At 71.4% G+C, this 26,321-nt stretch carries 20 protein-coding genes, 1 tRNA gene and 1 other RNA gene; 15 read left to right on the forward strand and 7 right to left on the reverse strand.

All coding sequences use genetic code 11. The annotated features are described in order from the left end of the window. Window positions 1–151: 151 nt before the first annotated feature. The gene (hpf, locus tag FHU28_RS07980) at window positions 152–796 is read left to right on the forward strand and encodes a ribosome hibernation-promoting factor, HPF/YfiA family (protein WP_184682356.1); all 645 of its coding nucleotides are present in this window, start codon (window positions 152–154) and stop codon (window positions 794–796) included. 46 nt (window positions 797–842) lie between these two features. On the opposite strand, the gene FHU28_RS07985 is transcribed toward hpf, so the two are convergent. Both FHU28_RS07985 and FHU28_RS07990 read right to left on the reverse strand, forming a co-directional pair. After that, window positions 843–1,949, reverse strand: a complete 1,107-nt coding sequence (locus tag FHU28_RS07985; RefSeq protein WP_184682358.1) for a GNAT family N-acetyltransferase — start codon at window positions 1,947–1,949, stop codon at window positions 843–845. After that, a complete protein-coding gene (locus tag FHU28_RS07990) occupies window positions 1,946–3,103 on the reverse strand; it encodes a GNAT family N-acetyltransferase (protein ID WP_184682360.1) in 1,158 nt (385 codons plus the stop codon). The genes FHU28_RS07985 and FHU28_RS07990 overlap by 4 nt, the downstream gene beginning before the upstream one ends. Window positions 3,104–3,272: 169 nt before the next feature. On the opposite strand from FHU28_RS07990, the gene secA reads away from it, so the two are divergent. Then, window positions 3,273–6,170 carry a preprotein translocase subunit SecA gene (secA, locus tag FHU28_RS07995; protein ID WP_184682369.1) on the forward strand — a complete coding sequence of 966 codons (2,898 nt, stop codon included), beginning with the start codon at window positions 3,273–3,275 and terminating at the stop codon, window positions 6,168–6,170. Between the two features lie 223 nt (window positions 6,171–6,393). On the opposite strand, the gene FHU28_RS08000 is transcribed toward secA, so the two are convergent. Then, complete coding sequence (locus tag FHU28_RS08000) at window positions 6,394–7,110, reverse strand: Rv3235 family protein (protein ID WP_184682371.1); 717 nt, start codon at window positions 7,108–7,110, stop codon at window positions 6,394–6,396. Between the two features lie 95 nt (window positions 7,111–7,205). Further along, window positions 7,206–7,433, reverse strand: a complete 228-nt coding sequence (locus FHU28_RS08005) for a helix-turn-helix domain-containing protein (protein ID WP_030501414.1) — start codon at window positions 7,431–7,433, stop codon at window positions 7,206–7,208. A gap of 195 nt (window positions 7,434–7,628) precedes the next feature. Between FHU28_RS08005 and FHU28_RS08010 the strand changes: the two genes are divergently transcribed. Continuing rightward, window positions 7,629–8,138 carry a DUF6912 family protein gene (locus FHU28_RS08010; protein WP_184682373.1) on the forward strand — a complete coding sequence of 170 codons (510 nt, stop codon included), beginning with the start codon at window positions 7,629–7,631 and terminating at the stop codon, window positions 8,136–8,138. A gap of 9 nt (window positions 8,139–8,147) precedes the next feature. Here FHU28_RS08010 and FHU28_RS08015 read toward each other — a convergent pair whose 3' ends face one another. After that, the gene (locus tag FHU28_RS08015) at window positions 8,148–9,281 is read right to left on the reverse strand and encodes a hypothetical protein (RefSeq protein WP_184689340.1); all 1,134 of its coding nucleotides are present in this window, start codon (window positions 9,279–9,281) and stop codon (window positions 8,148–8,150) included. Between the two features lie 583 nt (window positions 9,282–9,864). Here FHU28_RS08015 and pruA point away from each other — a divergent pair. From pruA to FHU28_RS08060, 9 genes are all read left to right on the forward strand, one after another. After that, window positions 9,865–11,493 (forward strand): L-glutamate gamma-semialdehyde dehydrogenase, encoded by a 1,629-nt coding sequence (pruA, locus tag FHU28_RS08020; protein WP_184682376.1) that lies wholly within the window; start codon window positions 9,865–9,867, stop codon window positions 11,491–11,493. A gap of 134 nt (window positions 11,494–11,627) precedes the next feature. Continuing rightward, window positions 11,628–12,143 (forward strand): PadR family transcriptional regulator, encoded by a 516-nt coding sequence (locus tag FHU28_RS08025; RefSeq protein ID WP_184682379.1) that lies wholly within the window; start codon window positions 11,628–11,630, stop codon window positions 12,141–12,143. Window positions 12,144–12,188: 45 nt separating this feature from the next. Next, window positions 12,189–13,310, forward strand: coding sequence for a peptide chain release factor 2 (gene prfB / locus FHU28_RS08030; RefSeq protein ID WP_184682382.1), 1,122 nt, complete (start codon window positions 12,189–12,191; stop codon window positions 13,308–13,310). Between the two features lie 118 nt (window positions 13,311–13,428). Further along, the gene (gene ftsE / locus FHU28_RS08035) at window positions 13,429–14,109 is read left to right on the forward strand and encodes a cell division ATP-binding protein FtsE (protein WP_013284225.1); all 681 of its coding nucleotides are present in this window, start codon (window positions 13,429–13,431) and stop codon (window positions 14,107–14,109) included. Between the two features lie 65 nt (window positions 14,110–14,174). Then, window positions 14,175–15,050 (forward strand): permease-like cell division protein FtsX, encoded by an 876-nt coding sequence (ftsX, locus tag FHU28_RS08040; protein WP_184682384.1) that lies wholly within the window; start codon window positions 14,175–14,177, stop codon window positions 15,048–15,050. Between the two features lie 131 nt (window positions 15,051–15,181). Continuing rightward, complete coding sequence (smpB, locus tag FHU28_RS08045; RefSeq protein WP_184682395.1) at window positions 15,182–15,661, forward strand: SsrA-binding protein SmpB; 480 nt, start codon at window positions 15,182–15,184, stop codon at window positions 15,659–15,661. 103 nt (window positions 15,662–15,764) lie between these two features. Continuing rightward, window positions 15,765–16,140: a transfer-messenger RNA gene (ssrA, locus tag FHU28_RS08050) on the forward strand. Window positions 16,141–16,315: 175 nt separating this feature from the next. Next, window positions 16,316–16,738, forward strand: a complete 423-nt coding sequence (locus FHU28_RS08055; protein ID WP_184682398.1) for a hypothetical protein — start codon at window positions 16,316–16,318, stop codon at window positions 16,736–16,738. A gap of 41 nt (window positions 16,739–16,779) precedes the next feature. Next, window positions 16,780–17,724 carry a hypothetical protein gene (locus FHU28_RS08060; RefSeq protein WP_184682400.1) on the forward strand — a complete coding sequence of 315 codons (945 nt, stop codon included), beginning with the start codon at window positions 16,780–16,782 and terminating at the stop codon, window positions 17,722–17,724. 3 nt (window positions 17,725–17,727) lie between these two features. Here FHU28_RS08060 and mdlC read toward each other — a convergent pair whose 3' ends face one another. Together mdlC and FHU28_RS08070 are read right to left on the reverse strand one after the other, a co-directional pair. After that, window positions 17,728–19,320, reverse strand: coding sequence for a benzoylformate decarboxylase (gene mdlC, locus FHU28_RS08065; RefSeq protein ID WP_184682402.1), 1,593 nt, complete (start codon window positions 19,318–19,320; stop codon window positions 17,728–17,730). A gap of 109 nt (window positions 19,321–19,429) precedes the next feature. Then, window positions 19,430–20,230, reverse strand: a complete 801-nt coding sequence (locus FHU28_RS08070; protein ID WP_184682404.1) for an S-methyl-5'-thioadenosine phosphorylase — start codon at window positions 20,228–20,230, stop codon at window positions 19,430–19,432. A 149-nt stretch (window positions 20,231–20,379) separates the two neighbouring features. Between FHU28_RS08070 and FHU28_RS08075 the strand changes: the two genes are divergently transcribed. The 3 genes from FHU28_RS08075 to FHU28_RS08085 all read left to right on the forward strand — a co-directional run bounded on the left by FHU28_RS08075 (window position 20,380) and on the right by FHU28_RS08085 (window position 26,313). Next, window positions 20,380–20,970: a YqgE/AlgH family protein gene (locus FHU28_RS08075; RefSeq protein WP_073827004.1), complete on the forward strand. Its 591-nt coding sequence runs from the start codon at window positions 20,380–20,382 to the stop codon at window positions 20,968–20,970. A 90-nt stretch (window positions 20,971–21,060) separates the two neighbouring features. After that, window positions 21,061–21,133, forward strand: a tRNA-Ala gene (locus FHU28_RS08080). Between the two features lie 827 nt (window positions 21,134–21,960). Further along, window positions 21,961–26,313 carry a LamG-like jellyroll fold domain-containing protein gene (locus FHU28_RS08085; protein WP_184682406.1) on the forward strand — a complete coding sequence of 1,451 codons (4,353 nt, stop codon included), beginning with the start codon at window positions 21,961–21,963 and terminating at the stop codon, window positions 26,311–26,313. Window positions 26,314–26,321 lie beyond the last annotated feature (8 nt).

The raw sequence follows: 26,321 nt of genomic DNA on the forward strand, positions 1-26,321 counted from the left end.
TTTCGGTGTCGGGGGTAGAGAGGACGCCAACCTTCCCCCGGCGCTGGAAGGAGGCGTAGCCGAACACCACCGGTCGACGCCGAGCGGGGCCCTCCCGGGCGGGTCGACCGGATTCTCCGGACCGAACGACCGTCCGAACAAGGGAGGTCACGTGGACATCGTGGTCAAGGGCCGTAACGTCGAAGTGCCGGACCATTACCGGGTGCACGTAGCCGAGAAGCTCGCGAAGATCGAACGCTACGACCAGAAGCTCATTCGCGTGGACGTCGAGTTGTTCCACGAGCGCAATCCACGCCAGGCGGACCACTGCCAGCGAGTGGAGATCACCTGCGTCACGCGCGGCCCGGTGATCCGGGCCGAGGCCTGCACGAGCGACTTCTACAGCGCGCTCGACGCCGCTATCGCCAAGTTGGACACCCGCTTCCGCCGCGCGGCGGACCGCCGCCGGGTGCACCGGGGACGGCACGCGCCGATCTCCGTGGCCGCCGCGACCGCCGGGCTGCCGGTGGCCGACCTCGACGGGCCCGGCCTGGCGGCGCCCGACGGCCACGGCGCCGCCACCGCTGTCGCCGAACGTCCCGACGAGGACGGTTACGTCGAACCCGACAACCAGCCGTGGCACATCGCCCGGGCGAAGGTCCACCCCGCCGAACCGATGACCGTCGACGACGCGCTGTTCCAGATGGAACTGGTCGGCCACGACTTCTACCTGTTCCAGGACAAGGAGTCCGGCCGCCCGAGCGTGGTCTACCGGCGGCACGCGTACGACTACGGGATCATCCAGCTCGACACGTGACCCCCTGACCGGTGAGACGGGCCCCACGCACGCGTGAGGGCCCGTCTCAGTTCTCGTCGGTGGCGAGCCGGCCGTAGACCACCGAGTCGACCCGGGCGCCGTCCGGGCCGGGCAGCCGGCCGCGCAGCAGCCCTTCCCGCCGGAAGCCGGCCCGTTCCAGCACGCGTTGCGAGGCGACGTTGTCCGGCCGGGTGCCGGCCCAGAGCCGGGCCACCCCGATGTCGAACGCCCATCCGGCGACCAGCCGGACCGTACGGGCGGCCAGCCCGCGCCCGCGCGCCTCGGGCAGCAGGCTGTAGCCGAGCATGGCCTGCCCGGTGCCCGGTTCGTCGTAGAACAGCGCGCAGCCGCCGACGACAGTGCCGGTGGCCGCGTCGAGGATCGCCAGGTCGGCCGCCTCGCCGGCGAGCCAGCGGCTCGCCGCCAGCCGGCAGCGCCGCGCCAGTGCCGCCCGCTCCGGCGTCACCGGCGGCACCCGGTTCGCCACCACCTCCGGCAGCGAGTGCAGGCGGTACAGCGCGTCGGTGTCCGCCGGCTCCACCGGGCGCAGCGTCACCACGCCGTCGGTGAGCCGGCCGCCAGGCAGGTCCGGCAGCAGGCGGGGGACCGGCCCGGGCGGGTCGTCGGCAAGCCGCACCCAGGCGATCAGATCCTCGCGTACGCCGCCCGCGCTCGCGCCCGCCGCCCGGCGCACCCCCTCGTGCCGGTAGCCGCAGGCGAGCGCGATCCGCTGGCTCGGCACGTTCTCCGTACGGGTGAGCAGTTCCAGCCGGGCCGCCCCGGCGGCGAACGCCCGCTCGGTCAGCAGCCGGGTGGCGGCGGTGGCCACGCCCCGGCCGCGCGCCGAGGGACCCACCCAGTAGCCGATCTCGTAGCTCGCCCGCTCCGCGCTGAGCCGGCTCAGACCGATGCTGCCGAGCAGCCGGTCGGTGGCCGGGTCGGCGATCGTGTACGCGGCCCCGCCCGCCGCCGACGCGGCCGGCGAGCCCTCGGTGATCCACCAGCGGGCCGCGTCGGCGTCGTACGGGTCGGGCAGCAGGGGCATGAACCGGCGGGTCTCCGGGTCGGCGCACCCGGCCACCATGTCCGGTACGTCCGCAAGGTGGCACGGTCGCAGCCGGACGCCGTACCCCTCGATCGTCTCCGGGGTCACACCAGGTCCTCCGGCAGCAGCGCGCCGATCCACGCGTCCTGGCGCTCGCCGCGGTGCTGGACGCCGCCGCGCAGCGTGCCCTCGACGGTGAAGCCGGCCTTCTCGGCGGCCCGCCGCGAGGCGGTGTTGCCCACGTTGGCCCGCCACTCGATCCGGGCCAGGCCGAGCGTGGTGAAACCCCAGGCGCAGAGCGCGGTGAGCGCGGCCGGCAGGTAACCCCGGCCGCGGGCGTGCGGCGCGGTCACGTAGCCGACGTCGGCCACCAGCGGGTCGTTGGGCAGGATGCGCAGGTCGATCGTGGCGACGTAGCTGTCGTCCGGGTCGGCCACGGCGAACGTCGCGGCGGTGCCCCGGGCCCAGGCCGGGCGGACCAGGTCGCGCAGGAAGCCCTCGGCGTGCTCCGGCCGGTACGGATGCGGCACCGTGGTCCAGCGCACCGTCTGCTCGTCCTGGCAGGTGCGGGTCACCTCGGGCAGGTCGCGCTCCTCCAGCGCGCGCAGCCGCAGCTCGGTGCCCCCGGCGGTGGCGAACAGGACCGGCTGCGGCCGGCCGAAGACCGCCGCGCGGCGGGCCTGGAGCGTGTCCGGGCCGTAGGGGACCGGGTCGCCGGGCGCTGCCAGGTCGGCCGGAAACAGGGAGCCGATCCAGCCCTCCGGACGGCCGCCCTCGGCGGGGTGGGCCAGCCGCAACTCGCCATCGATCCGGAAACCGGCGCGCAGCGCGACGAGCCGGGAGGCGTGGTTGCCGATCTCGGCCTGCCAGGTGAGCCGGCGCAGCTTGAGCGCGTCGAACGCCCAGCGGGCGAGCGCGCGAGTCGCGCGGACCGCGACGCCGCGGCCCCGGGCCCACGGCGCGGTCCAGTAGCCGACCTCGGCCGAGTCCAGCTCGCGGTCCACGGAGACCAGGCCGCACGAGGCGAGCAGCTCACCGGTGGTGGCGTCGCAGACCGCGAACGGGGTGCCGGCGCCCTCGGCCCAGGCGGTCGCGCTGGACGTGGTCACGAACTCGGCGGCGTGCCCGGGCAGGTACGGGCGAGGTACGGTGGTCCAGCGCTGGATGTCCGGATCCTGGCAGGCGCGGTGCACCGCGTCCGCGTCCTCCGCCCGCCAGGGGCGCAGCAACAGGCCGTCCTCGATGATCTCCACAGGCTCCATCCGAGCCATCGTGCCGGATCGTTCGCGCACGGCGTAACCCGATTAGCGGCCGGTGGCGCACGGTCGCGGCGTTATGTCGGGTTCCGGAGCCCGGACCGCCGCCACCAGTGACCATCGTCGCCTCCGAGCGCCTACGATGGTTCGAGACCGTCTAGGGGAGCGTTGATCCGTGTCGATTCTGGAAAAGTTCCTTCGCGTCGGCGAGGGCCGCATGGTGCGTCGGCTGAAGGCCATCGCTGCCGCCGTCAACTCGATCGAGGACGACTACGTCAACCTCAGCGACGACGAGCTGCGCGGCATGACCGACCAGTTCAAGGAGCGGCTCGAGGATGGCGAGACCCTCGACGACCTGCTGCCCGAGGCGTTCGCGGTGTGCCGCGAGGCCGCCTCGCGGGTGCTCGGCCAGCGCCCCTACGACGTCCAGGTGATGGGCGGCGCGGCGCTGCACTTCGGCAACATCGCCGAGATGAAGACCGGTGAGGGCAAGACGCTCACCTCGGTCATGCCGGTCTACCTGAACGCGCTCGCCGGCAACGGTGTGCACGTGATCACGGTGAACGACTACCTGGCCGAGCGCGACGCCGCCTGGATGGGCCGGGTGCACGAGTTCCTCGGTCTGCGCGTCGGCGTGGTGCTGCCCAACCGGCCCGCCACCGAGCACCGCGCGGCCTACGAGTGCGACATCACCTACGGCACGAACAACGAGTTCGGCTTCGACTACCTGCGCGACAACATGGCCTGGTCGAAGGACGAGCTGGTCCAGCGCGGCCACTTCTTCGCCGTGGTCGACGAGGTCGACTCGATCCTGATCGACGAGGCGCGTACCCCGCTGATCATCTCCGGTCCGGCCGAGCACTCCGCCCGGTGGTACCAGGAGTTCGCCACGGTGGTGGCCCGGCTCCAGCCCGGCACCGACGGCGAGGGCGACTACGAGGTCGACTACGCCAAGCGCACCATCGCGATCACCGAGCGCGGCGTGGCCAAGGTGGAGGACCGCCTCGGCATCGACAACCTCTACGAGTCGGTGAACACCCCGCTCGTCGGCTACCTGAACAACGCGATCAAGGCCAAGGAGCTCTACAAGCGCGACAAGGACTACATCGTCAACGACGGTGAGGTCCTGATCGTCGACGAGTTCACCGGCCGCATCCTGCACGGCCGCCGCTACAACGAGGGCATGCACCAGGCGATCGAGGCCAAGGAGGGGGTGGAGATCAAGCAGGAGAACCAGACCCTGGCCACCATCACCCTCCAGAACTACTTCCGCCTCTACGAGAAGCTCTCCGGCATGACCGGTACCGCCCAGACCGAGGCGGGCGAGTTCAACAAGGTCTACAAGGTCGGCGTCGTGACCATCCCGACGCACCGGCCGATGGTCCGGCTCGACCGGCCCGACGTCATCTACAAGACCGAGAAGGCCAAGTTCAACGCCGTCGTCGAGGACATCGCCGAGCGGCACGAGCAGGGCCAGCCGGTGCTGGTCGGCACCGTCTCGGTGGAGAACTCCGAGATCCTGTCGCACATGCTGCGCCGCCGCGGCATCCCGCACTCGGTGCTGAACGCGAAGTTCCACGCCAAGGAGGCGGAGATCGTCGCGCAGGCCGGGCGCCGGGGCGCGGTCACCGTCGCGACCAACATGGCCGGCCGCGGTACGGACATCCTGCTCGGCGGCAACCCCGAGTTCCTCGCCGCGAACGAGCTCCGCCAGCGCGGGCTCGACCCGGTCGAGCAGCCGGAGGAGTACGCCAAGGCGTTGGAGGAGATCCTTCCGACCTGGAAGCAGGCGTGCGACGCCGAGGCGGAGGAGGTCGCCGCCGTCGGCGGCCTGTACGTGCTGGGCACCGAGCGGCACGAGTCCCGCCGGATCGACAACCAGCTGCGCGGTCGCGCCGGCCGGCAGGGTGACCCGGGCGAGTCCCGCTTCTACCTGTCGCTGCAGGACGAGCTGATGAAGCGCTTCCGGGCCGGCGCGGTCGAGGCGGTGATGGACCGCTTCAACATCCCGGAGGACGTGCCCATCGAGTCGAAGATGGTCACCCGCCAGATCAGGAGCGCCCAGGCCCAGATCGAGGGCCAGAACGCCGAGATCCGCAAGAACGTCCTCAAGTACGACGAGGTGCTGAACAAGCAGCGCCAGGTGATCTACGCCGAGCGCCTCCGGGTGCTCAACGGCGAGGACCTGTCCGACCAGGTCCGCAACATGATCGACGACGTGCTGACCGCGTACGTGGTCGGCGCGACGAGCGACGGCTACGCCGAGGACTGGGACCTCGACCAGCTGTGGTCGAGCCTGAAGCAGCTGTACCCGGTCGGCGTCACCGTCGAGGAGCTGGAGGAGGAGGTCGGTTCCCGCTCGGGCATCGACCAGGACTTCCTGCTCGCCCGCCTCAAGGAGGACGCGCACGCCGCGTATGACCGGCGCGAGGAGAGCCTCGGCGAGGAGGCGGTGCGCCAGCTCGAGCGGATGGTCCTGCTCCAGGTGATCGACCGCAAGTGGCGCGAGCACCTCTACGAGATGGACTACCTCCAGGAGGGCATCAGCCTGCGGGCATACGCCCAGCGTGACCCGGTCATCGAGTACCAGCGCGAGGGCTTCGACATGTTCGCCTCCATGATGGACGGCATCAAGGAGGAGACGGTCGGCTTCCTCTACAACCTGGACGTTCAGGTCGAGGAGGCCGAGCCGGAGGCCGAGCAGGTGGAGCTGCTGGAGAAGCCGGTGGAGATCCGGGCCAAGGGTCTCAACCGCGCGCCGCAGCAGCAGGGCCTGCAGTACTCCGCCCCCGCGGTGGACGGCGAGGCCGGTCGCGGCGTTCCGGTGATCGAGCGGCCGGAGCAGCAGGCGCCGGCGCTCGGTATCGGCCAGCAGTCGGAGCGTCCTGCCGCCTCCACGCCGCGTCGGGCGGCGGCCGGGGCGAGCGGCCAGGCGGTCGCGGCGAGCACCGCACGGCGGGCCGCCCCGGGCCAGGTCGACGGCGGCGAGGGCCCGTCCCGCAACGCGCCCTGCCCGTGCGGCTCGGGCCGTAAGTACAAGCGCTGCCACGGCTCGCCCAACGGCGGCAACTGACCCCGAACAAGCGCCCCGACGGGCCCCGGCCACACGGCCGGGGCCCGTCGCCGTCCTAGCCCTTCGCCCCTCAGCCCTTCCCGCACCCTCCCGCGATCTTGCAGTTGCGGCCCCTGTGGTGACCGATTCATGCCGCTATCGGGGGTCGGCAAGTGCAAGATCGCGCAGGCAGGGCCGTGGCGTGGCGTGCCAGGGCAGGGAGGGCGGGGAGGGCGGATCGCGGTCAGAGGACGTCCAGCACCAGGCACAGCCAGGTGCCGCGGCGGCGTTCCAGGCGCAGGGCGACGGCCCAGCTCGTGCCTGCGGCGCCGACGAACACGGCGGTCGCCTCGACCGCGCCCGCGCGGGGCTCGCAGACCCGCAGCCGCCGCAGGAGCAGGGCCGGCCGGGCGGTACGGCGGCGGACCGGAGTCACCCGGCGTGCCGCGCGGGTCAGCTCGGCCGTCACCGGTGCGACGGCCTCGGGCAGGCAGAGCGGCCGGAGCTGACCGGGCGGCCGGAAGCCGTTGACGATCTCCAGGAAGGTGCGGACGAACCGGTGCGCCGCCCGCGCTCCTTCCGGCGTGGCGGAAGCGAGCGCCGAGGTGGGAGTGCCGGTGTCGAAAGTGGGATCCCCGCATCCGGGCGTGGCGCGCACCGGCCCGGACGCGCCGGCGGCGGGTGGCGGAGCGGCAAGGCCATCCGGGGGCGGCGCGAGGGTCGGCAGCCGGTCGAGTGAACTGGACCAGCGCGGCCAGGCCGGAGGCGGATCCGGGGCGCGTCCGGCCGGGCGTGCGGCCGCGCGGGCGGGGTCACGGCGGCGCGGGTCGGCGAGGTCGAGCGCGAGCTGGCCGAGCGGACTCCAAACCGGGTCCTCGTCGGTGCACGGCGGATCGAGCGGCGGGGCGGGCCGGAGACGGACCGGCGGGCGGGGTGCGCGGGGACGGCGGGTGTCGACCATCTCAGATCCTTGCGTTTGCCTTCGTTTGCCTCCGACAGTGCTTCATCTTCCCGGACCTGCGTCACCGTCGTCAATGGCCGACGGTCCTCGGGCAGTCACTCCTCGTCGCGCTCGCCGAGCGGGTTCCCGCGTACCCACTCCGCCGTCTCGGCGTACTTCCGCTCGATGTATTCCTCCAGCCGGGAGCGCTCGACCCGCCACTGCCCCCGGCCGCCGATCTTGATCGCCGGCAGCTCGCCGCTTCGGACCATGTGGTAGACCTGCGAGTCCGAGACGTTCAGCTCGGCGGCGACGTCGGACAGCAGCAGGAACCTCGACTCCACGGTGACTCCCGGGGTTGGCTTCGTTTGCCTCAGTTTGCCATCACCGGCTGACGTCGCCCCACGCCCGTTCGCCTGACACACCGGCGGGAGACTTCACCCGCGCGGGTGCCGGGTGTATGACGGTCCTGGCGTACGGCATGATCGGCGCCCGGAGCCGGCGTCCGCCGGCGGTTGGCCTGAGTGCGGGAGTGACCGGTGACCGACGAGCTTGTCCGGGTGTACCTGCCGGCGACCGTACCCATGCTCGCCCGGCTGCGCGAGGAGGGGCTGACCGTCGAGGCGGCGCACGCGGTCACCCCGGAACTGCGCGAGTGGTACGCCGAGGGCGACGAGGAGGAACTGGAGTACGTGGCCTTCACCCGGGCCGCCCAGGACGCGCTGTTCCTGCTCCGGAGCGACTCCGCCGCGCCCCGGCGACGGGTTGTCGTATCGGCCGACCTGCCCGCCCGGGCGGTCGGACGGGTCGGCGGCGAGCTGGGGTCGAGCGTGGTCCGGCCGGCCGGGCCCGTACCGGTGAAGTCGGTCGCCGCGCTGCACGTGGACGGCGCGGAGGCGGTCGAGGACGTGGCAGCTGCCGTCGAGGTGGTGGCCGAGGCCCAGGCCGGCGACCCCGACGCCCAGTTCACCGTCGACGGCGCCGAGGACCACGAGCTGGAGTGGTACGACGTGACCGAGCTGGACCTGCTGCTGCGCGAGGCCGGCTGAGCCGGCCGCTCAGGACGCCGCCGGCTCGTCCGCCTCGTCCTCGACCGGGCGGGGGCCGAGCGTGCGGCCGAACACGATGAGCGTGGTCAGCGCGCCCACGAAGAGCACCCAGATCCCGTTGTCCACCCGCGAGGTGCCGAGCGCGGTCTGCGCCACCTCGTCGGCCTCGCTGAGCGCGGCGGCCAGGTCGAGCAGCCCGCGGCCGCCGATCCGGATGATCACCTCGGTGAGCAGCAGGAGCAGGCCCGCACCTGCGCCGGCCACCAGGTACGCTGGCCAGCGTAGCGGCGACGCCACGCCGTCACGGCGCTCGGCCCGGCGGCGGGACCAGGTCAGGTAGAGGTACGCCGCCAGGCCGGCGAGCAGGCCGGCGAGCAGCGATTCGGTACGCGAGACCCACTTCGCGGCGTCGAGCACCGACTGCTGGGTCTCCCCGGCGCCGAACAGATCGGACAGCGGGTCGCGGACGCGGCTGAACAGCACCACGAAGATCTGCGCGGTGAGCGTCGCGGCGGTGATCGCGCCCACCACCCGGGCCTGACGCGCGCCCGCCATCGCGCCGCCGATGATCGCGGCTGCCGCCGTGGTTCCGGCGATCGTGTTCGTGGTGGTGTTGTCCGCGTACGTCAGGTTGATCGCCACCGCGGCGAGGAGCCCGACCACCAGGCCGGTCCCGACGGCGGCCAGAAAGCGCAGCGTGGCCCGGCCCAGCCGGTTGGTCGCGGCCAGGGCGACGGTGGCGCCGCTGACCAGCGCCGCGGTGATGACGCCAGGCAGCGCGTACGCGGAGAGGCTGATCGCGGTGACGCCGGCTGCGGTCGAGTGGATGGCCTCGCGGGTCGACCAGAGCATGGCGGTCAGCCACCCGATCGAGACCAGGGCGAGCACGAGCGCGCCGGGGGCGAACTCCGGCCGCCCGCTGGTGACGGTGCCCTCGTCGGCATGCGCGGGTCCGGCTGCGTCCTCGCCCGCTGGAGCCTCACCCGACGGAGTCTCGCCCGACGGTGCCTCTCCGGAGGGTGCCTTGACGGCGGACATCTCGACGGCGGAGGTCTCAACGGGTGCCCCGTCGCCCGTGGTCGGCCCGACGGCCTCGGGTTGATCCGTCTGCGCGGCCGTGGAGCTGCCGGGCTGGTTGCTCATCGTCTTCCCTTCGACGGTCGCCGGATCTCCCCGCGCCGGGCAGGGCAGGTCACCGGTCATCCAGGGTACGCGGCACACCGCCGATCCTCGGGCGGGCCGTATGCCGTCTGCGCCTTGATCGACTGCAGTTCGCCGATGTGGTGGCATCCCGAGGGCTCGGATACCTCCGTTTCCCCGGGGTGGAGTGGATCAATGGCCGATACCCGCGAGTCGGGGCGTGCCCGCCCTCCTCGGGGGAGGTCGTGTGGCGACTGCGGCTCGGGGAGGTGGTGCCATCCGGAGGCTCGGATACCGCCGCCTCCCCGAGGTGGAGTGGATCAACCGGCCTGTGGGTTGCCGACGAATCTTCGAAGAAGAGGGTTTTGGTCCGATGTTTCGTCGGGATGGGTGGGTTGGGGCCGACGGTCCGGAGATGGCCCGGCCGTCCGGTGTGCCAGGGAGGCGCTTCCGGCGAGGGCTTGTCGTGACAGAATCGGGCCAGGTCCCGCCGCCGCCCACCCCGCGGCGCCCCGGCGTCCGGCCGCCCGGTCGGTGCCCGCGGGTCCGGTTTCGCCGTCGCCGTCGAGATCGCCAGGAGCCTGTGATGGACGCCGTGTTCTCCGTACCCGAGCCGATCAACGAGCCGGTTCACAACTATGAGCCCGGCAGCGCCGACCGGGAGCGGCTCCAGCGGCGGCTGGCCGAGCTGGCCGCCGAGCGGATCGAGCTGCCGATGACGATCGCCGGTGAGCGGCGGATGGCCGGCGGCGCGTCGATCGACGTGGTGCAGCCGCACAAGCACGCGCACGTCCTCGGCGTCACCGGGCACGCCACCCACGACGACGCCCGGGCCGCGGTCCGGGCCGCCAAGGACGCCGCTCCGATGTGGCGGGCGCTGCCGTTCGAGGAGCGGGCCGCGATCTTCCTGCGCGCCGCCGACCTGCTCGCCGGCCCCTGGCGGGACACGCTCAACGCGGCCACCATGCTCGGCCAGTCCAAGACCGTCGTCCAGGCCGAGATCGACGCGGCCTGCGAGCTGATCGACTTCCTCCGGTTCAACGTGCACTTCGCCCGGCGGCTCCTGGCCGAGCAGCCGCTGTCCTCGCCCGGGGTCTGGAACCGTCTCGACCACCGGCCGCTGGAGGGCTTCGTCTACGCGATCACCCCGTTCAACTTCACCGCGATCGCCGGTAACCTGCCGTCCGCGCCGGCCATGCTCGGCAACACAGTGGTCTGGAAGCCGTCCCCGACCCAGCAGTTCGCGGCGCACTTCACCATGCGCCTGTTCGAGGCCGCCGGCCTGCCGCCCGGCGTGATCAACATGGTCACCGGGCGCGGCGAGGAGGTCTCCGAGGTGGTGCTCGCCGACCCGGACCTGGCCGGCATCCACTTCACCGGCTCGACGAAGGTGTTCCAGCACCTGTGGAAGACGGTCGGCGACAACATCGCCCGCTACCGCGGTTACCCCCGCCTGGTCGGCGAGACCGGCGGCAAGGACTTCGTGGTCGCGCATTCCAGCGCCGACGTGGACGCGCTGCACACCGCGCTGATCCGGGGCGCCTACGAGTACCAGGGGCAGAAGTGCTCGGCCGCCTCGCGGGCGTACGTCCCGCGGTCGATCTGGGAGGGTGGGCTGCGCGACCGGCTCGCCGCCACCGCTGAGTCGCTGACCTACGGCGACGTCACCGACTTCAGCAACTTCGGCGGCGCGGTGATCGACGACAAGGCGTTCGGCCGGCACACCGCCGCGCTCGACCTGATCAAGGGCGACGGCTCCTGCCGGATCCTGGCCGGCGGCACCGCCGACGACTCGGTCGGCTACTTCGTCCGGCCGACGCTGTTCGAGTGCTCCGACGCCGCGCACGAGACGTTCACCACCGAGTACTTCGGCCCGATTCTCGGCGTGCACGTCTTCGACGACGCCCGCTTCGACGACGTGGTCGGCCAGGCCGAGTCGATCGCGCCGTACGCGCTGACCGGGTCGATCTTCGCGACCGACCGCCGGGTGGTCGACCAGGTGGCGGAGAAGATGCGGTACGCGGCCGGCAACTTCTACATCAACGACAAGCCGACCGGCGCGGTGGTCGGGCAGCAGCCGTTCGGCGGCGCCCGGGCCAGCGGCACCAACGACAAGGCGGGTTCCTGGCACAACCTGGTCCGCTGGATGTCGCCCCGGACGATCAAGGAGACGTTCGTTCCGCCGACCGATCACGCCTACCCGCACATGGGCTGAGTGGCTCCGAAAGGGCCCGTCCCGGCCGGGGCGGGCCCTTTTCCTCATCCGACAGTGCACATCGGACCAGTCATCGGGTGCCGAAATAGGCAAATCCTGGACGCCAGAGCCGACAAAGTGGCAGCTTAGAGGGCATGGCGGATTCCGGAGTCAACCCGACGGCAGCAGCTTTGCTCGGCCTGCTGCACGACGGCCCGATGACTGGCGGCCAGTTGATGGCCGCGGCCGAGCGCCGGCTGGCGCCGTACTGGTCGATGACCCGCAGTCAGGTCTACCGCGAGCTACCGGTCCTGGCCGAGAAGGGTCTGGTGCGTCTCGGCAAGCCCGGGCCGCGCATGAGCCAGCCGTACGCGCTGACAGCGGCCGGTAAACGGACATTCTCCCGCTGGCTGGCGGAGAATCCCGGCAAGGACACCATCCGTAACCCGATAGCGCTACGGATCGCGTTCGGCGGCCTGCACTCGTCGAGCCAGCTCAAGAACCTGTACGCCTCGGCGAACGAGTACCACACCGAGGCCCTGGCGGCGGTGCGGGAGCAGGTCAAGAACGCCAAGAAGGAAGGCGACAGCTACGACGCCAGCGCGTTGGAGTTCGCCGTCGCCTACCACAAGGCGGCCCTGTCCTGGCTCAAGACCGCGCCGGTCGGCTGACCACCTGCAACAGGTTGAGGGAACGACGCAGTAGTCTTGTCTGTCGTGACCGCTGCCGATTACGCCGAACAGCTCAAGGAACTCGACGCCACGCTGCGCAACATCGAGGCCGTGCTCGACCTCGACAAGCTGCGCGAGCAGAAGGCACGGCTGGAGCAGGAGGCCTCCGCGCCGGACCTCTGGGACGACCAGGCCAAGGCGCAGCAGGTTACGTCGCAGCTGTCGTACGTCAACGGCGAGATCTCCAAGCTCGGCGACCTGCGCTCCCGGCTCGACGACGCCGGGGTGCTGCTGGAGCTGGCCCAGGCGGAGGACGACCCGGGCGTGCTGACCGAGGTCGAGTCGGAGATCGCCGGGCTGACCAAGGCCATCCAGGAGATGGAGGTCCGCACGCTGCTCTCCGGTGAGTACGACTCCCGGGAGGCGCTGGTGGCGATCCGGGCCGGAGCCGGCGGCGTGGACGCCGCGGACTTCGCCGAGATGCTGCTGCGGATGTACCTGCGCTGGGCCGAGCGGCACGGCTACCCGACCGAGGTCTACGAGACCTCGTACGCCGAGGAGGCGGGCCTGAAGTCGGCCACCTTCACGGTGAAGGTGCCGTACGCCTACGGCACGCTCAGCGTGGAGTCCGGCACCCACCGGCTGGTGCGGATCAGCCCGTTCGACAACCAGGGCCGCCGGCAGACCAGCTTCGCCGGGGTCGAGGTGCTGCCGGTCACCGAGCAGACCGACCACATCGACATCCCGGAGAACGAGGTCCGGGTGGACGTCTACCGGTCGTCCGGGCCGGGTGGGCAGAGCGTCAACACCACCGACTCGGCGGTGCGGCTGACCCATATCCCCACCGGCATCGTGGTCACCTGCCAGAACGAGAAGTCCCAGCTGCAGAACAAGGCCTCCGCGATGCGGGTGCTCCAGGCCCGCCTGCTGGAGCGCAAGCGGCAGGAGGAGGAGGAGAAGCTCGCCGGCCTCAAGACCGGCGGCACCAGCTCCTGGGGCGACCAGATGCGGTCGTACGTCCTGCACCCGTATCAGATGGTGAAGGATCTGCGTACCGAACAGGAGACGGGCAATCCGTCCTCGGTCTTCGACGGTGACCTGGACAGCTTCATCGAGGCGGGAATCCGCTGGCGGAAGCAGCAGCAGCTCAGCGCTGACAGTGCGTGATCACGGTCGGACTGAGCGCGTCATCGATCTCGGTCTGACCGGGTAAATCGACGACGCGCACCGCTTCGGCGGGGCTGGGGGCTTGGCTCTGCGGTTACACCGCGTAGACTACCGACCCGTGATTCAGCTTGAGCAAGTGACGAAGACGTACCCGAAGGCGTCCCGGCCTTCGCTCGACAACGTGTCCGTCTCGATCGAGAAGGGCGAGTTCGTCTTCTTCATCGGTCCATCCGGCTCCGGCAAGTCCACCATCATCAAGTTGCTGCTGCACGAGGTCACGCCCAACAAGGGCCGGGTCGTCGTCAACGGCAAGGACGTCACGTCGATGCGTTCCTGGAAGCGACCACACTTCCGGCGTTCCATCGGCTGCGTCTTCCAGGACTTCCGCCTGCTGCCGAACCGCACCGCGTACGAGAACGTGGCGTTCGCGCTGGAGGTGATCGGCAAGACGAAGGCGGTGGCCCGCCGCGTCGTGCCGGAGGTGCTGGAACTGGTCGGTCTCGGTGGCAAGGAGCACCGCTACCCGCACGAGCTCTCCGGTGGTGAGCAGCAGCGTGTGGCGGTGGCCCGGGCGTTCGTCAACCGGCCGCTGATCCTGCTGGCGGACGAGCCCACCGGAAACCTGGACCCGGACACCTCGATCGAGATCATGCGCCTGCTGGACCGGATCAACCGCACCGGCACGACCGTCGTGATGGTCACGCACGACTCCAACATCGTGAACCAGATGCGGCGCCGGGTGATCGAGATCGAGAGCGGCCGCATCGTGCGCGACCAGGCCCGCGGCGTCTACGGCTGAGCCGGACGACGTTCCGTAGACCCTGACGACGAACCCTCACGCCGGAGAGCCGGAGGAATATCCCGATGCGGATGAAGTACGTCCTGTCCGAAGTACTGGTCGGGCTGTGGCGCAACGTCACCATGACCATCGCCATGATCATCACAATGGCGGTGTCGCTCTTCATGCTGGGCGGCAGCGGCCTTCTTTACCAGAAGGTCGGCGACATGAAGGACCTCTACTACGAGAACGTCGAGGTCTCGATCTTCCTGAAGACCGATGCCACCAAGGAACAGGTCGACGCGCTGGGTCAGCAGCTCGACCAGGACCCGCTGGTCAAGGACTCGACGTACGTCAACAAGGACCAGGCGTACGAGCGCTTCCAGCAGATGTACGCCGACGCCCCGGACCTGGTCAGCGCGGTCAAGCCGGACCAGCTTCCCGAGTCGTACCGGGTCAAGCTCAACGATCCCGAGCAGTACAAGGCGATCTACGACAAGTACAAGACCGCCGAGGGCATCGACACGATCGTCGACCAGAGCAAACTGCTCGACAAGGTCTTCGGCGTGCTCAGCGGCTTCCAGAACGGCGCCCTGGCGATCGCGATCGTGATGGCCGCCGCCGCCCTGCTGCTCGTCGCGAACACCATCCAGGTGGCCGCGTACAGCAAGCGGCGTGAGGTCGCGGTCATGAAGCTGGTCGGCGCGTCGAACTGGTTCATCCAGGCGCCGTTCGTGCTCGAGGCGGTGGTGGCCGGTCTGTTCGGCTCCCTCCTTGGCCTGCTCGCGTTGATCGCGGTGAAGGTGCTCGCGGCCGGCAGTTCGATGGCGGCCCTGGAGGGCCTGATCACCCCGATCTCCTGGTCCGAGATCTTCCTGACCTTCCCGCTGATGGCCGCCGTCGGTGGCGTGGTCAGCGCGGTCACGGCCTGGGTCACGCTCCGCTTCTACCTGCGGGTCTAGTCACCCGTCCGGCTCCGACGAGGGCCCTCCCGCACGGAATAAACCGCGCGGGAGGGTCCTTGTGGTTCCGGTAGGATGATCTCCGCTCGCCGGCCGGTGGCCGGCGGCCGATCGGGAGGGAGGTGGCGCCGATGCCACGGGAAAAGGGTCGCAAGGTGGTCGCCTCCAACAAGAAGGCGCGGCACGACTACGCCATCCTCGACACGTACGAGGCGGGCATGGCGCTGACCGGCACCGAGGTCAAGTCGCTGCGGGCCGGGCGGGCGTCGCTGGTCGACGCGTTCGCCCAGGAGCGTGACGGCGAGATCTACCTGCACGCCATGCACATTCCGGAGTACGCCCAGGGCACCTGGACCAACCACGAGCCCCGGCGTACCCGCAAGCTGCTGCTCAACCGGATCGAGATCGACCGGCTGCTGGGCAAGCTCAAGGAGAGCGGCCTGACGCTGGTGCCGCTGCAGGTCTACTTCTCCGACGGCTGGGCCAAGGTGGAGATCGGCCTGGCCCGGGGTAAGAAGTCGTACGACAAGCGCCAGGACCTCGCCAAGCGGGACGCCGACCGGGAGATCGCCCGGGCGGTGGGCCGGCGCGGCAAGGGTATGGCCGAGTGATACGTCCGGTTCGTCCGGTTGCCCGGGTCGGGCGGGCCTCGGGATGAATCCGGTTGCGCCAGGCGTTACGCTTGGTGTGCTGCCGACAGGGGCAGCGCTACGAGGGGGTGACTGGTTTCGACTTCGTACGCAGCGACAGGGGAAGCGAGCCGAGGAAGCCGACGTCGTCTCGAGAATCGGTCGTCGGAAACTAATAAGCGCCAAGAACGATCGCGCTGACTTCGCTCTCGCCGCCTGAGGCGAGTAGCAAGTCTGTCGGCCTGGGAGCGCCTTCGACCCAGTTAGCCGGCATCAGCTAGAAGGCTGGCCAATCGGACCCGGTCGCGGGGTCCGTGCGGCGAGATTAATCAGCGACTGGGCCCGTCACACCAACTTGCTCGCGTGAGCGGTGGGGCCGAGTAGAGGCACAGCGAGCTGCGCTCGGAGAAGCCCTGACAAACCGGCGAAGGACCCGGGTTCGATTCCCGGCACCTCCACTACACGGCCTGTGCGCCCCGGTCCACGAGGACCGGGGCGCACAGTCGTCTGAGGCTCCTGCGGCTGCCGGGGCAGTTGTTGCCAATGCGGCAGATGAGGCGTCCTCGACCGCTGGACAGCGCCGCGAACCGGGTCCACCATCGCCATACGGGTTCGCCCAGCAGCGGGAGGTGCCCCATGGTCACCAGTCCGATCCAGCAGCCGATCTCCGTGCTCTCCACCGCTCCCGGCGACCTGCGCGCCCTCGCGCGGGCCACCGGCGGCCCGCGCTGGCGGGAGCGCCTGCTCACCGACCTCGACCCCGTCCGGCAGGTCTTCACCGAACACGTCCGCGTCACCGAGGGGCCGGGCGGTCACTACGCCGACCTGGTGCGTGCCGCGCCGCGGCTGCACCGGGGCGTACGCCTGCTGGTCGCCGAGCACGCCGCGATCCTGGCGGCGCTGGCCGCGCTCCAGCACGCGGTCCGGCTGCCCGGGGCGCCCGCTGCCCAGGTGCGCGCCCGCACCGTGGACCTGCTGCGCGCGCTCGACCGGCACCGGCGGCACGGCGCCGACCTGCTCTGGGAGGCGTACCAGGCCGACCTCGGCGGCGAGGACTGAGCCCGGGGGAACCGGCCGGGACGGGCCCGCGTCCAATCCGCATGCGCCGCGTCGTCGCCCTGCTCGGGATCTCATTGCTGGCTCTCTCCGCGTGCGCCGAACCCGGTGGGGTTCCGGTGCGTACCTCGCCCACCGGCCCGGACCAGCGGCCCGCGTTCACCGAGCGGGCCGAGGAGGTCGCCGCCGGCTGGCGGCCCGGGCCGGGCTGGCGCGACGGGTACGTGCCGCTCCAGGACGCCACAGTGCTCACCGGCGACCCGGGCTTCACCGACGAGACGAAGGTGGCGTTCGGGGCCGGCTGGTACCGGGACCAGATCCCGATCCCGGCCGCTGTGCCGAAGGACGGCACCATCCGGTTCCCCGACGGCACACTGCGGGTGCCGCTGATGAGCGCCGCCGACGCGTACGCCCAGCTCCGCCAGGGCGACCCGCCGCCGTGCGACGGGCGCCCGGCCGCGCCGGACCCGGCCCCGACCGGGCGGCCCGGCCCGAACGACCCGGTGTCGACCTCGGCGCCGACGCCGTGCGTCCCGCTCACCGTGACCGAGGTGCGGCTGGGCACCGCGCCGGTGTTGACCAGCCGGGGCCGTGCCGAGGTGCCCGCCTGGCTGTTCACCGTGGACGAGCTGGCCGTACCCGTGGCCCGGATCGCTGTCGCGCCGCGCGTGACCGGCCGGCCCCCCGGCGGCGCGGTGCCGGGCCGGCCGCTCCCGGCGGGCCTGGTGTCCGCGCAGGAGTTGCGGGCGGTCGAGGGCAACCGGATCGACTACGTGCTCGGCGTCGGCGCCTGCGACGGCCCGCCCACCCCGCTGGTGCTGGAACGGCCGGACGTGGTGGTGATCGGCGGCGCCGTGGTCACGTCCACCGGCACCTGCACCGCACAGCTCGTGCTGAAGCCGGTCAGCGTCACGCTCGACGCGCCGCTCGGCGGCCGGGCCGTGCTGGACGCCGCCAGCGGCGCCCCGCTCACCGTCCGGCCCGGCTGAGCCTCACAGGATCCGCGGCACGTCGGTGCTGATCGGCACCGGCAGCACGGTCGGCCGGTCCGCGGCCAGCGCGGCCGCGAGCGCCGCACCGAGCCCGTCCAGCGTGGTCACCTCACCGGCGCAGCCGTAGCCGTGCGCCACCGCCGTCACATCCAGCCCGGGCAGGTCCAGCGCGGGCACGCCCGGGGTGTGCTTGAGGTCGGCGAACGCCTTGAGGATCGCGTACTGCTGGTTCACCGGGACCACGACGGCGAGCGGTAGCCGCAGCCGCGCCGCCGTCCACAGCGCCTGCACCGAGTAGTGGAACGAACCGTCGCCGACCACCGCGACCACCGGGCGGCAGCGCCCGGTGTCGCGTTCGGCGAGCGCCAGGCCGACCGCCGCCGGCAGCCCGAAGCCGAGGCCGCCGCTGGCCATCGTCAGGTACGAGCGAGGCCGCTCGATCGGCAGCCGGCGGCGCAGCGCGGCCAGGTTGGACGGCGACTCCTGCACCAGCACCCCGTCCGCCGGCCACGCGGCTGCCAGCGCGGCGAACAACGCGTCGGCGCTCGGCGGGTCGGTCGGCTCGGGCGGCGCCGGCTGCGGGCGCGGTGACGGCGCCGGCCGGTCGGTCGTCGGCAGCAGCTCCCGCAGCGCGGCCATGGTCAAGCGGGCGTCGCCGAGCAGGCTGTCCCCGACCGGGGCGCGGGCCGCCTCGTCCGGGTCGTCGGTGACGTGCAGCAGCCGCGCGTCGCCGGGCAGGTACTCGCCCGGCACGTGCGGGTAGTAGCGGAACACCGGCGCGCCCACCACCAGCACCACGTCGTGGCCGCGCAGCGCCTCCGACAGCGGCCCGATCGCGTACGGCAGCACGCCCCGGAAGTGCGGATGCCGCTCCGGGAACACGGCCCGCTCCGGCGCCGGGGCGGCCCAGACCGGGGCGGCCAGGTGCTCGGCCAGCGCGACCGCGTCGGGCCAGGCGTCCGACCGGTCCACCGCCGCGCCGAGCACCAGCGCCGGGGCGCGGGCGGCGGCCAGCGCGCCGGCGAAGCTCCGCAGCCGGTCCGGGTCCGCCGCGATCCGGGTGGCGACGGTACGCACCTGCGGCGGCGGGTCGGCCGGGCGGTCCCAGTCGTCCATCGGCAGGGAGAGGAAGACCGGGCCGGCCGGTGGCTGCACCGCCGAGGCGTACGCCCGCATGAAGGCGGCCGGGATGTCCTGCGCGCGGGCCGGCTCGTGGGCCCACTTGACGTACGGCTGGGCCAGCTCGACCGCCCGAGGGCTGGCCAGGCGCGGCTCGATCAGCAGCATCTCGCGGGTCTGCTGGCCGGCGCTGACGATCAGCGGGGTCCGGTTGTGCCAGGCGGTGACCAGGTTGCCCATGCCGTTGCCGGTGCCCGGCGCGGTGTGCAGGTTGACGTGCGCGGGCCGGCCGGTGCCCTGGGCGTAGCCGTCGGCCATCGCGACCGCCGAGGCCTCCTGGAGCGCGTGCACGTAGTGGAAGTCGGTCGGGAACTCCTGGAGGAACGGCTCCTCGGTCGAGCCGGGGTTGCCGAAGACGGTGGTCAGCCCGAGCGCGCGCAGCAGGTCGTAGGTCGCCTCCCGCACCGTCGCCATCGCCGGCTGCCTCCGTCCTCCATGCGGATGCCGGAGACGGCCCGGTGCCCGGTTCCCCGACCAGCCGAATCTATCGGGCCGTAGCCGACTTTTCGGGCGCTTCCCACGCTCAGGGCAGCGGGAACGGCAGCTTGATCCCGTCCAGCGCGCTCCCGCACTGGCACGCCCGCTCAGTCGGCAACGCGGCGACGGCGTCCAGCAGCAGCCCGCGCAGCCGGTCGGTGTTCTCGGCGAAGACCCGGAACACCTCCTCGTGGGTGACCGACTCGCCCGCCTCGACACCCGCGTCCAGATCCGTCACCAGCGCGATCGACGTGTAGCAGAGTGCCAACTCGCGGGCCAGCACCGCCTCCGGGTGGCCGGTCATGTTGACGATCGTGCCGCCCATCGAGGCGAACCAGCGCGACTCCGCCCGCGTCGAGAAGCGCGGGCCCTCGACCACGACCACCGTCCCGCCGTCCACCGCCGGCACGCCCCGACCGGCCGCCGTGTCCAGCAGCGTGCGCCGCCCGGCCGGGCAGTACGGGTCGGCGAACGACACGTGCACCGCGCCCCGGTCGTAGTACGTCTGTACGCGCCCGCTGGTGCGGTCGATCAACTGGTCGGGCACCACGAACGTGCCCGGACCCAACTCCGGCCGCAGGCCGCCCACCGCGCAGGGTGCCAGCACCTGGCGTACGCCCAGTGACCGCAGCGCCCACAGGTTCGCCCGGTAGGGGATCAGGTGCGGCGGGTACCGGTGATCGCGCCCGTGCCGGGGCAGGAACGCCACCCGGCGACCGCCCACCTCGGCGACGGTGATCGGGCCCGACGGCTCGCCGTACGGGGTGTCCACCACGTGCTCCACCCCGTCGAGCAGAGCGTAGAGACCCGACCCGCCGATCACCGCCAGTTCGGCCTCCGCCGCCATCCGGCCCTCCCTCGATACGTGGCGATCACCCGCCCGTCAGACCTTAACCAGCGGGCGGAACGCAAGCTATGGTGCGTGACATGGCGTTGACAGGGTGGACGGTCGACGGCCTCGGGCGCGTACGGGCGCACGGCTGACGGGTGTCGGACATGCAGAGTGAGGGGCAGGCGATCGGTGGCCGAGCCATGGAGTCGATGACCGGACGACTGCTGGTCGCGACACCAGGGCTCAAGGATCCGAACTTCGACCGTACGGTCGTGCTGCTCGTCGCCCACGAACCCGGCGGCGCCCTCGGGGTGGTGCTGAACCGGGCCACCGAGGTCTCGGTGGCCGACGTGCTCGGCGACTGGAGCGACCTGGCCCGCGATCCGGCCGTGCTGTTCGAGGGCGGCCCCGTGCAGCCCGACTCCGCCATCTGCCTGGCCCGGATGCGGCACCCCGTCCGGCCGGTCAAAGGCTTCCACCGCGTCTCCGGCGCGGTCGGCACCATCGACCTCTCCGTCGACCCGGAGAAGCTGCGCGAGGCAGTCGGCGGGATCCGGGTGTTCGCCGGCTACTCCGGCTGGGGCGCCGGGCAGGTGGAGCGCGAGATCGAGGAGGGCTCCTGGTTCGTGCTGGACGCGCTGCCCGGTGACGCCTTCGTCGAACGGCCGGATGATCTCTGGCCGATGGTGCTGCGCCGGCAGGGCGGCATGATGGCGGCGGTGGCCCACTTCCCGCCGGACGTGGCGCTGAACTGACCCTCTCGGTGGGGGACCCCCGCGAGATGACCATGCGGGGCGGCGTGTGTATAGTTCTTCCCGTGCCCGGGCGACCGGGCGCGAACGCAAGGGGCCGTGGCGCAGCTGGTAGCGCACCACACTGGCAGTGTGGGGGTCAGGGGTTCGAGTCCCCTCGGCTCCACCGATCGCACCATTGTGCGAACCGGTGGTACTCCTGAGGTGCCCCCGTCCGTTTCGGGCGGGGGCATTGTCGTGTCGGTGGGGATCTTGAACGCGGGTGCGACTCCCTGGCCGGTGAGTTGGACTTCGGCGATGACGGGCTTGGAGTTGGGCGAGTCGTTGGCGGAGTTCGCGAATGCGGGGTCCGGCGGTGGCGTCGTCGATGGTGCCGTTCTCGAATGCCGTGTGGTGGCGGTCGATCGAGTTTCTCGGTGGCGCTCGTCCGGATGCTGCTCCACCTCAGCCTCAAGGGCCGCAGCCTCGTCAGCCACACTCATCGACACGGCACCTACCGCACTGGATGCCTTGACGCGATCGGGCACGGAGCCAGGGGCGTCATGAGCGGTACACGTCAATTCGATAAGCACTTTCCGCAGCAGTCACGGTGTGGTTGTCATCGTCAATGCGGTAGATGATCCGATAGGTGCCTCGCCGGGCGCTGAACCGATCCGACAATGGCGGCGCAGGACAGTGACGAGACCAGCGATGATGGCAGCGCGGTCTTGCTGCCACCAACAGCGGCGCTTCTACCCCAAGCCCCACAAGTCAGACACCGTCACGACTTGCCGGGGCCCTGGGTCTGGGACCTCCTCCGCGGGGAAGATCTCAGTGCACGGGCGAGGATCTGATCGAGGAGCAGCGCCAATCAGGTGAAGAAAGCTCATTGACCAAGGTCACCAGTGGCTCCTACCATCTGCCCACGCGCTTTGCCGTACGGGGGCAGATGGGCAACCGCTGAACCCTGCGCGAGAACGAGTTCATCGCATGGTTCACGGGGGAGCAACACAAATGACGATGGCGTATGCCCGCATCGCGCAGGGCGCCACTCTGGCGATCCTGGCGACGTTACTCTCAGTCGTTACCTCACCACCTACCGCCGCTCATGCTGCGGATTGTCCGTCCGGGGTGGCCGCCGAGAGCGAGCCGGCTGCCGAGACCGAGGCGGCGGCACAGCGCCTCGCGGAGCTCTGTGACAAGCCCGTCGAGGTCCTCGCCGAAGCCGATGAGACCACCAAGGTCGTCGCCCTGCCCAGCGGTGACTTCTCTATGGAGACCTACCTCGAGCCGCAGCGCGTCGAGCGGAACGACCGCTGGATCGCGCTGGACACGAACCTCGAGCGCGGCGCGGACGGCCGGTTCCGGCCCAGGGCCGCGGCCGACGTGTCGTTCTCGGCCGGAGGCACCGGCCCGCTGGCGACCTACCGCGAGGGCGGCGCCGACTTCACGCTGACCTGGCCCGCGCCGCTGCCAGCCGGCGTCGTGCGCGAGGACTCGGTCACGTACCCGGAGGTCCACCCGGGCGTGGACCTGGTGGTGCGTGCCGTTCCCGGCGGCTTCTCGCACGTGCTCGTGGTGAAGAACGCCGAGGCTGCCGCGAACCCCGAGGTGCGCGAGACGGCCTACGTCATCGGCGGCTCGGCGACCGTGACCGAGACCAACGACGAGATCGTCATCAAGGGCCCGGCCGGTGTGATCGCCGGCGCTCCCAAGGCGATGGCCTGGGACTCGACCCGGCAGGTCCGTGACCCGCAGACCGCCGCGCTGCGCCGGGAGGATCCCGAGGGCCTCGCCCCACCGCGGGTGGCCGAGCCGTCCACCGCCGAGGCGCCGAGCGAGTTCGCCCGCCGGTCCGACCTGGACGTACGGGTTACCGGCAAGAGGCTGACGGTGAGCGTCGACGAGGATCTGCTGTCCGCGCAGTCGGCGTTCCCCGTCTACATCGACCCGACCTATTCGAAGTACTACGCGAAGTGGATCCCGGTCAACGACTCCCGGCCGGACACCAAGTGGGTCTCCGGCGACGCCTGGCCGCGTGAGGTCATCCGGATCGGGTCCAACTACGACAACTACGGCGACGTGTGGCGCGCGCACATGCAGTTCGACGTCAGCGCGCTCAGGGGCAAGAGGGTCATCAATACGCCCAGCGTCGACGCCTACCTGACGCACAGCGCCTGGTGCGCCGGTGAGTCGTTGGCGCTCTGGCAGACCAACGCCATCGACGGCAACACCCCGACCTGGAACGGCATGAAGGGCAAGTGGCTGCACGGCAAGGCGATCCACACCAAGACGGTCAAGGTGAACAGCGGCTGCAGCGGCCAGAAGCCGGCCTGGGTCAAGTTCAACGCGGGCGGTGTGAAGACCCACGTGCAGCGGCATGCCGACGAGAACTACAGCACCATCACGTTCGGCCTGCGGGTGCCCACCGAGAGCGGCGGCCACTGGGTCAAGGCCGAGCGCGGCAAGATCAAGCTGATCGTCGAGTACCAGTCGAAGCCGACCTCGCCGGTGCCGGTGCGCACCTCGCCGGGCGGTAACTGCGCCGCGTCGCCCGGTCCTTGGATCAACGACAGCACCCCGGCCCTGTACGCCACGGCAACCGACGCCGACAACTCGGTGCGGCTCGTCTTCGACGTGAACGGCCCGACGGCGCCGGCCGACTACACCTCCGCCGCGGTGGCCTCGGGCAAGGAAGCGACCTGGACCACCCCGGTGCTCGCGGACGGCAGCTACAACTGGAGGGTCTACGCCACCGACGGCACGGACAAGACCGGCTGGAGCAAGACCTGCTACTTCCGGCAGGATCACACGCCGCCCACCCTGCCGGTGATCGCCCGCAAGGCCGGCACCCCGACGCCCGAGCTGGGCAAGCCGGTGACCCTCACCTTCTCGTCGACCGACGCGCTCTCCGGCGTCGAGCGCTTCGACTACGGCATCGGCGTCGACGTGAAGTCGTCGAACGTCACGGCGTCGGCCGGCAAGGCGGAGGTCACCTTCACCGCGGACAGCGGCCAGACACAGATCTACGTGTGGGCCCGGGACAACGCCCTCAACTCCTCGTCGCGGGCGATCTACAACATCTTCACCGGGCGGGTCACGCCGGTCGAGCCGATGGCCGTCTGGCGGATGACCAGCAACCTGCGTGACGACTCCGGCACCATCGACGACGAGGGCAACACCAGTGAGGCGCCCACCGCGAAGGACCTGCGGTGGACTGTCTCCGGCACGCCGACGTACTCGACGGACCGGCTGAACCGCGGCAGCACCGCGCTCAACCTGACCGGCACGGGCTGCGCCACCACCATTCCGGTGGTGCGCAGTGACGCGGCGTTCACCGCCACGGCCTGGGTCAAGCTGACCAGCAAGGCGGCCGGGTCGAACCGCACCGTGCTGGCCGTCGCCGGCACCAACGCGCCGGCCTTCGCGCTCTCCTACGACCAGGCCAGCGACCGCTGGCAGACGGCGATCACCAACGCCGACTCGGCTACGGGAACCTCAACGATCGCCCGCGGCACCACCTCCCCGACGCTCAACGGCTGGCAGCATGTGGCGGCCACGGTCGACCCGGTCGGCAAGACGATGCGGCTCTATGTGGACGGCGCGGTACAGGCGACCACCGCGATCAGCGCCCTGCCGTGGCGCGGCACCGCCCGCACCCTGGTCGGCTGCGGCGGTACCGCCGGCGTGATCAACGAGCATCTGATCGGCGCGGTGGACGACGTCGCGATGTGGAGCGGCCTGCTCAGCGACGCGCAGATCGCCGCGGCGCGCGACGAGCTGCCGGCCGGTGTCGCTGCGGCCTGGAAGCTACGCGGCACCGGTGACGACGCCAGCAACCACGGCCACACGCTGACCGTGCCCGCCCCGGCGACGCCGCCGACGCCCGAGCCGACCCCGGAGCCCGAGGTCACCGACGACCCGGCACCCGATCCGGGCCCGGGCGGTGGCCCGACCCCGCCGCCGGGCGAGGAGCCGACGCCCGAGCCGACCGAGACCGGCGACCCGAACGAGCCGGACCCGACCGGTAGTCCCGAGGTGCCCGAGGAGACCGAGGAGCCGTCGCCGGATCCGTCCGAGGAACCGACGCCCGAGCCGACCCCGGCGCCGACGGTTCCCATGGAGTGGACCGACGACGCGTACGGCCGGCCGGGCTCCGCCTGGTACGTCAGCGGTGACCGGTGCGCCACCACGCAACACAGCGTGATCCGCAGCGACGAGTCGTTCACGCTCGCCGTCTGGGCCCGCCTGGACGACCCGAGCGCGATGAACCAGACGATCATCGGCACCGACGGCAACCGGGTCAGCGGCTTGTTCCTCGGCGCCCGCACGAACGCTGCCGGCGTACCGTTCTGGGCGCTCATGATGAAGGCCTCCGACTCCGAGACCTCGACCTCGGAGTGGGCGGGCGGCAGCACCGACGCGTTCGCCGCGACGGTGGGCAAGTGGACGCACCTGACCGCCACCTACAACGCCACCACCAAGACGATGTCGCTGTTCGTGAACGGCGCGAAGGCGGCGTCCGTGGTGCGGTCGACCGGCGGGAACTGGAACGCGTCCGGTGTGCTCAGCCTCGGCTGCGCCAAGTACGCCGGCGCGCGCAACGACTTCTTCCGAGGCGCGATCACCGATGTGAAAGTGTGGCGCGGCGCGCTCACCGACGCCGCGGCGGCCGCCGTGAAGAACGCCAACCCGCCGGTCAGTGTGCAGGCCTGGTACCCGCTGGAGGGGCCGCGTGCCGAGGAGCCGACCAACCTGGAAGACCGCTCCGGCAACGCCAGGCACCTCTCGATGGCCTCCGGCGAGCCGCACTGGGAGCAGGACCGGTTCGCCAGCCGCAACGGCGCGCTGGGCCTGGCCCTCGACGAGGGCTCGTGCGCCGAGACCAGTGCGCCGGTGATTCAGGCGAACGAGTCGTTCTCGGTCGCGGCCTGGGTATCGCTGGACGACCTGACCGGCAACCGCACCGTGCTGTCGCAGTCGGGCAGCGTCAAGCACCGCTTCCTCATCGAGTACGCGGCCGGCGTCGGCCGGTTGCGGGTGGTGATGACCGGCGGTGACTCCGCGGACGCGCCGACCGCGGAGGTGCGCTCGCTGGCCGCCCCGGCGGCCGGCGCCTGGACGCACGTGGCGGCGGTCTTCAACGGGCTGACGAACAAGCTCACGTTCTATGTGAACGGCGATCCGCAGGGTGAGGGCATCACGCTGACCGGCTCGCTGTGGTCCGGGTCCTCCCCGCTGCGAGTCGGTTGTCTCGCCCTGACCGGCGGGACCCGCTCCAACTACCTGGGCGGCATCGTCGACGACGTCCGCGTCTGGACCTCCACGGTCGACCCCGACCTCTTCGGCACCTTCGCCCACGCCTGACCGGAGAA

The sequence above is a fragment of the Micromonospora echinospora genome, assembly GCF_014203425.1.
In the GTDB taxonomy this organism is placed as follows: domain Bacteria; phylum Actinomycetota; class Actinomycetes; order Mycobacteriales; family Micromonosporaceae; genus Micromonospora; species Micromonospora echinospora_A.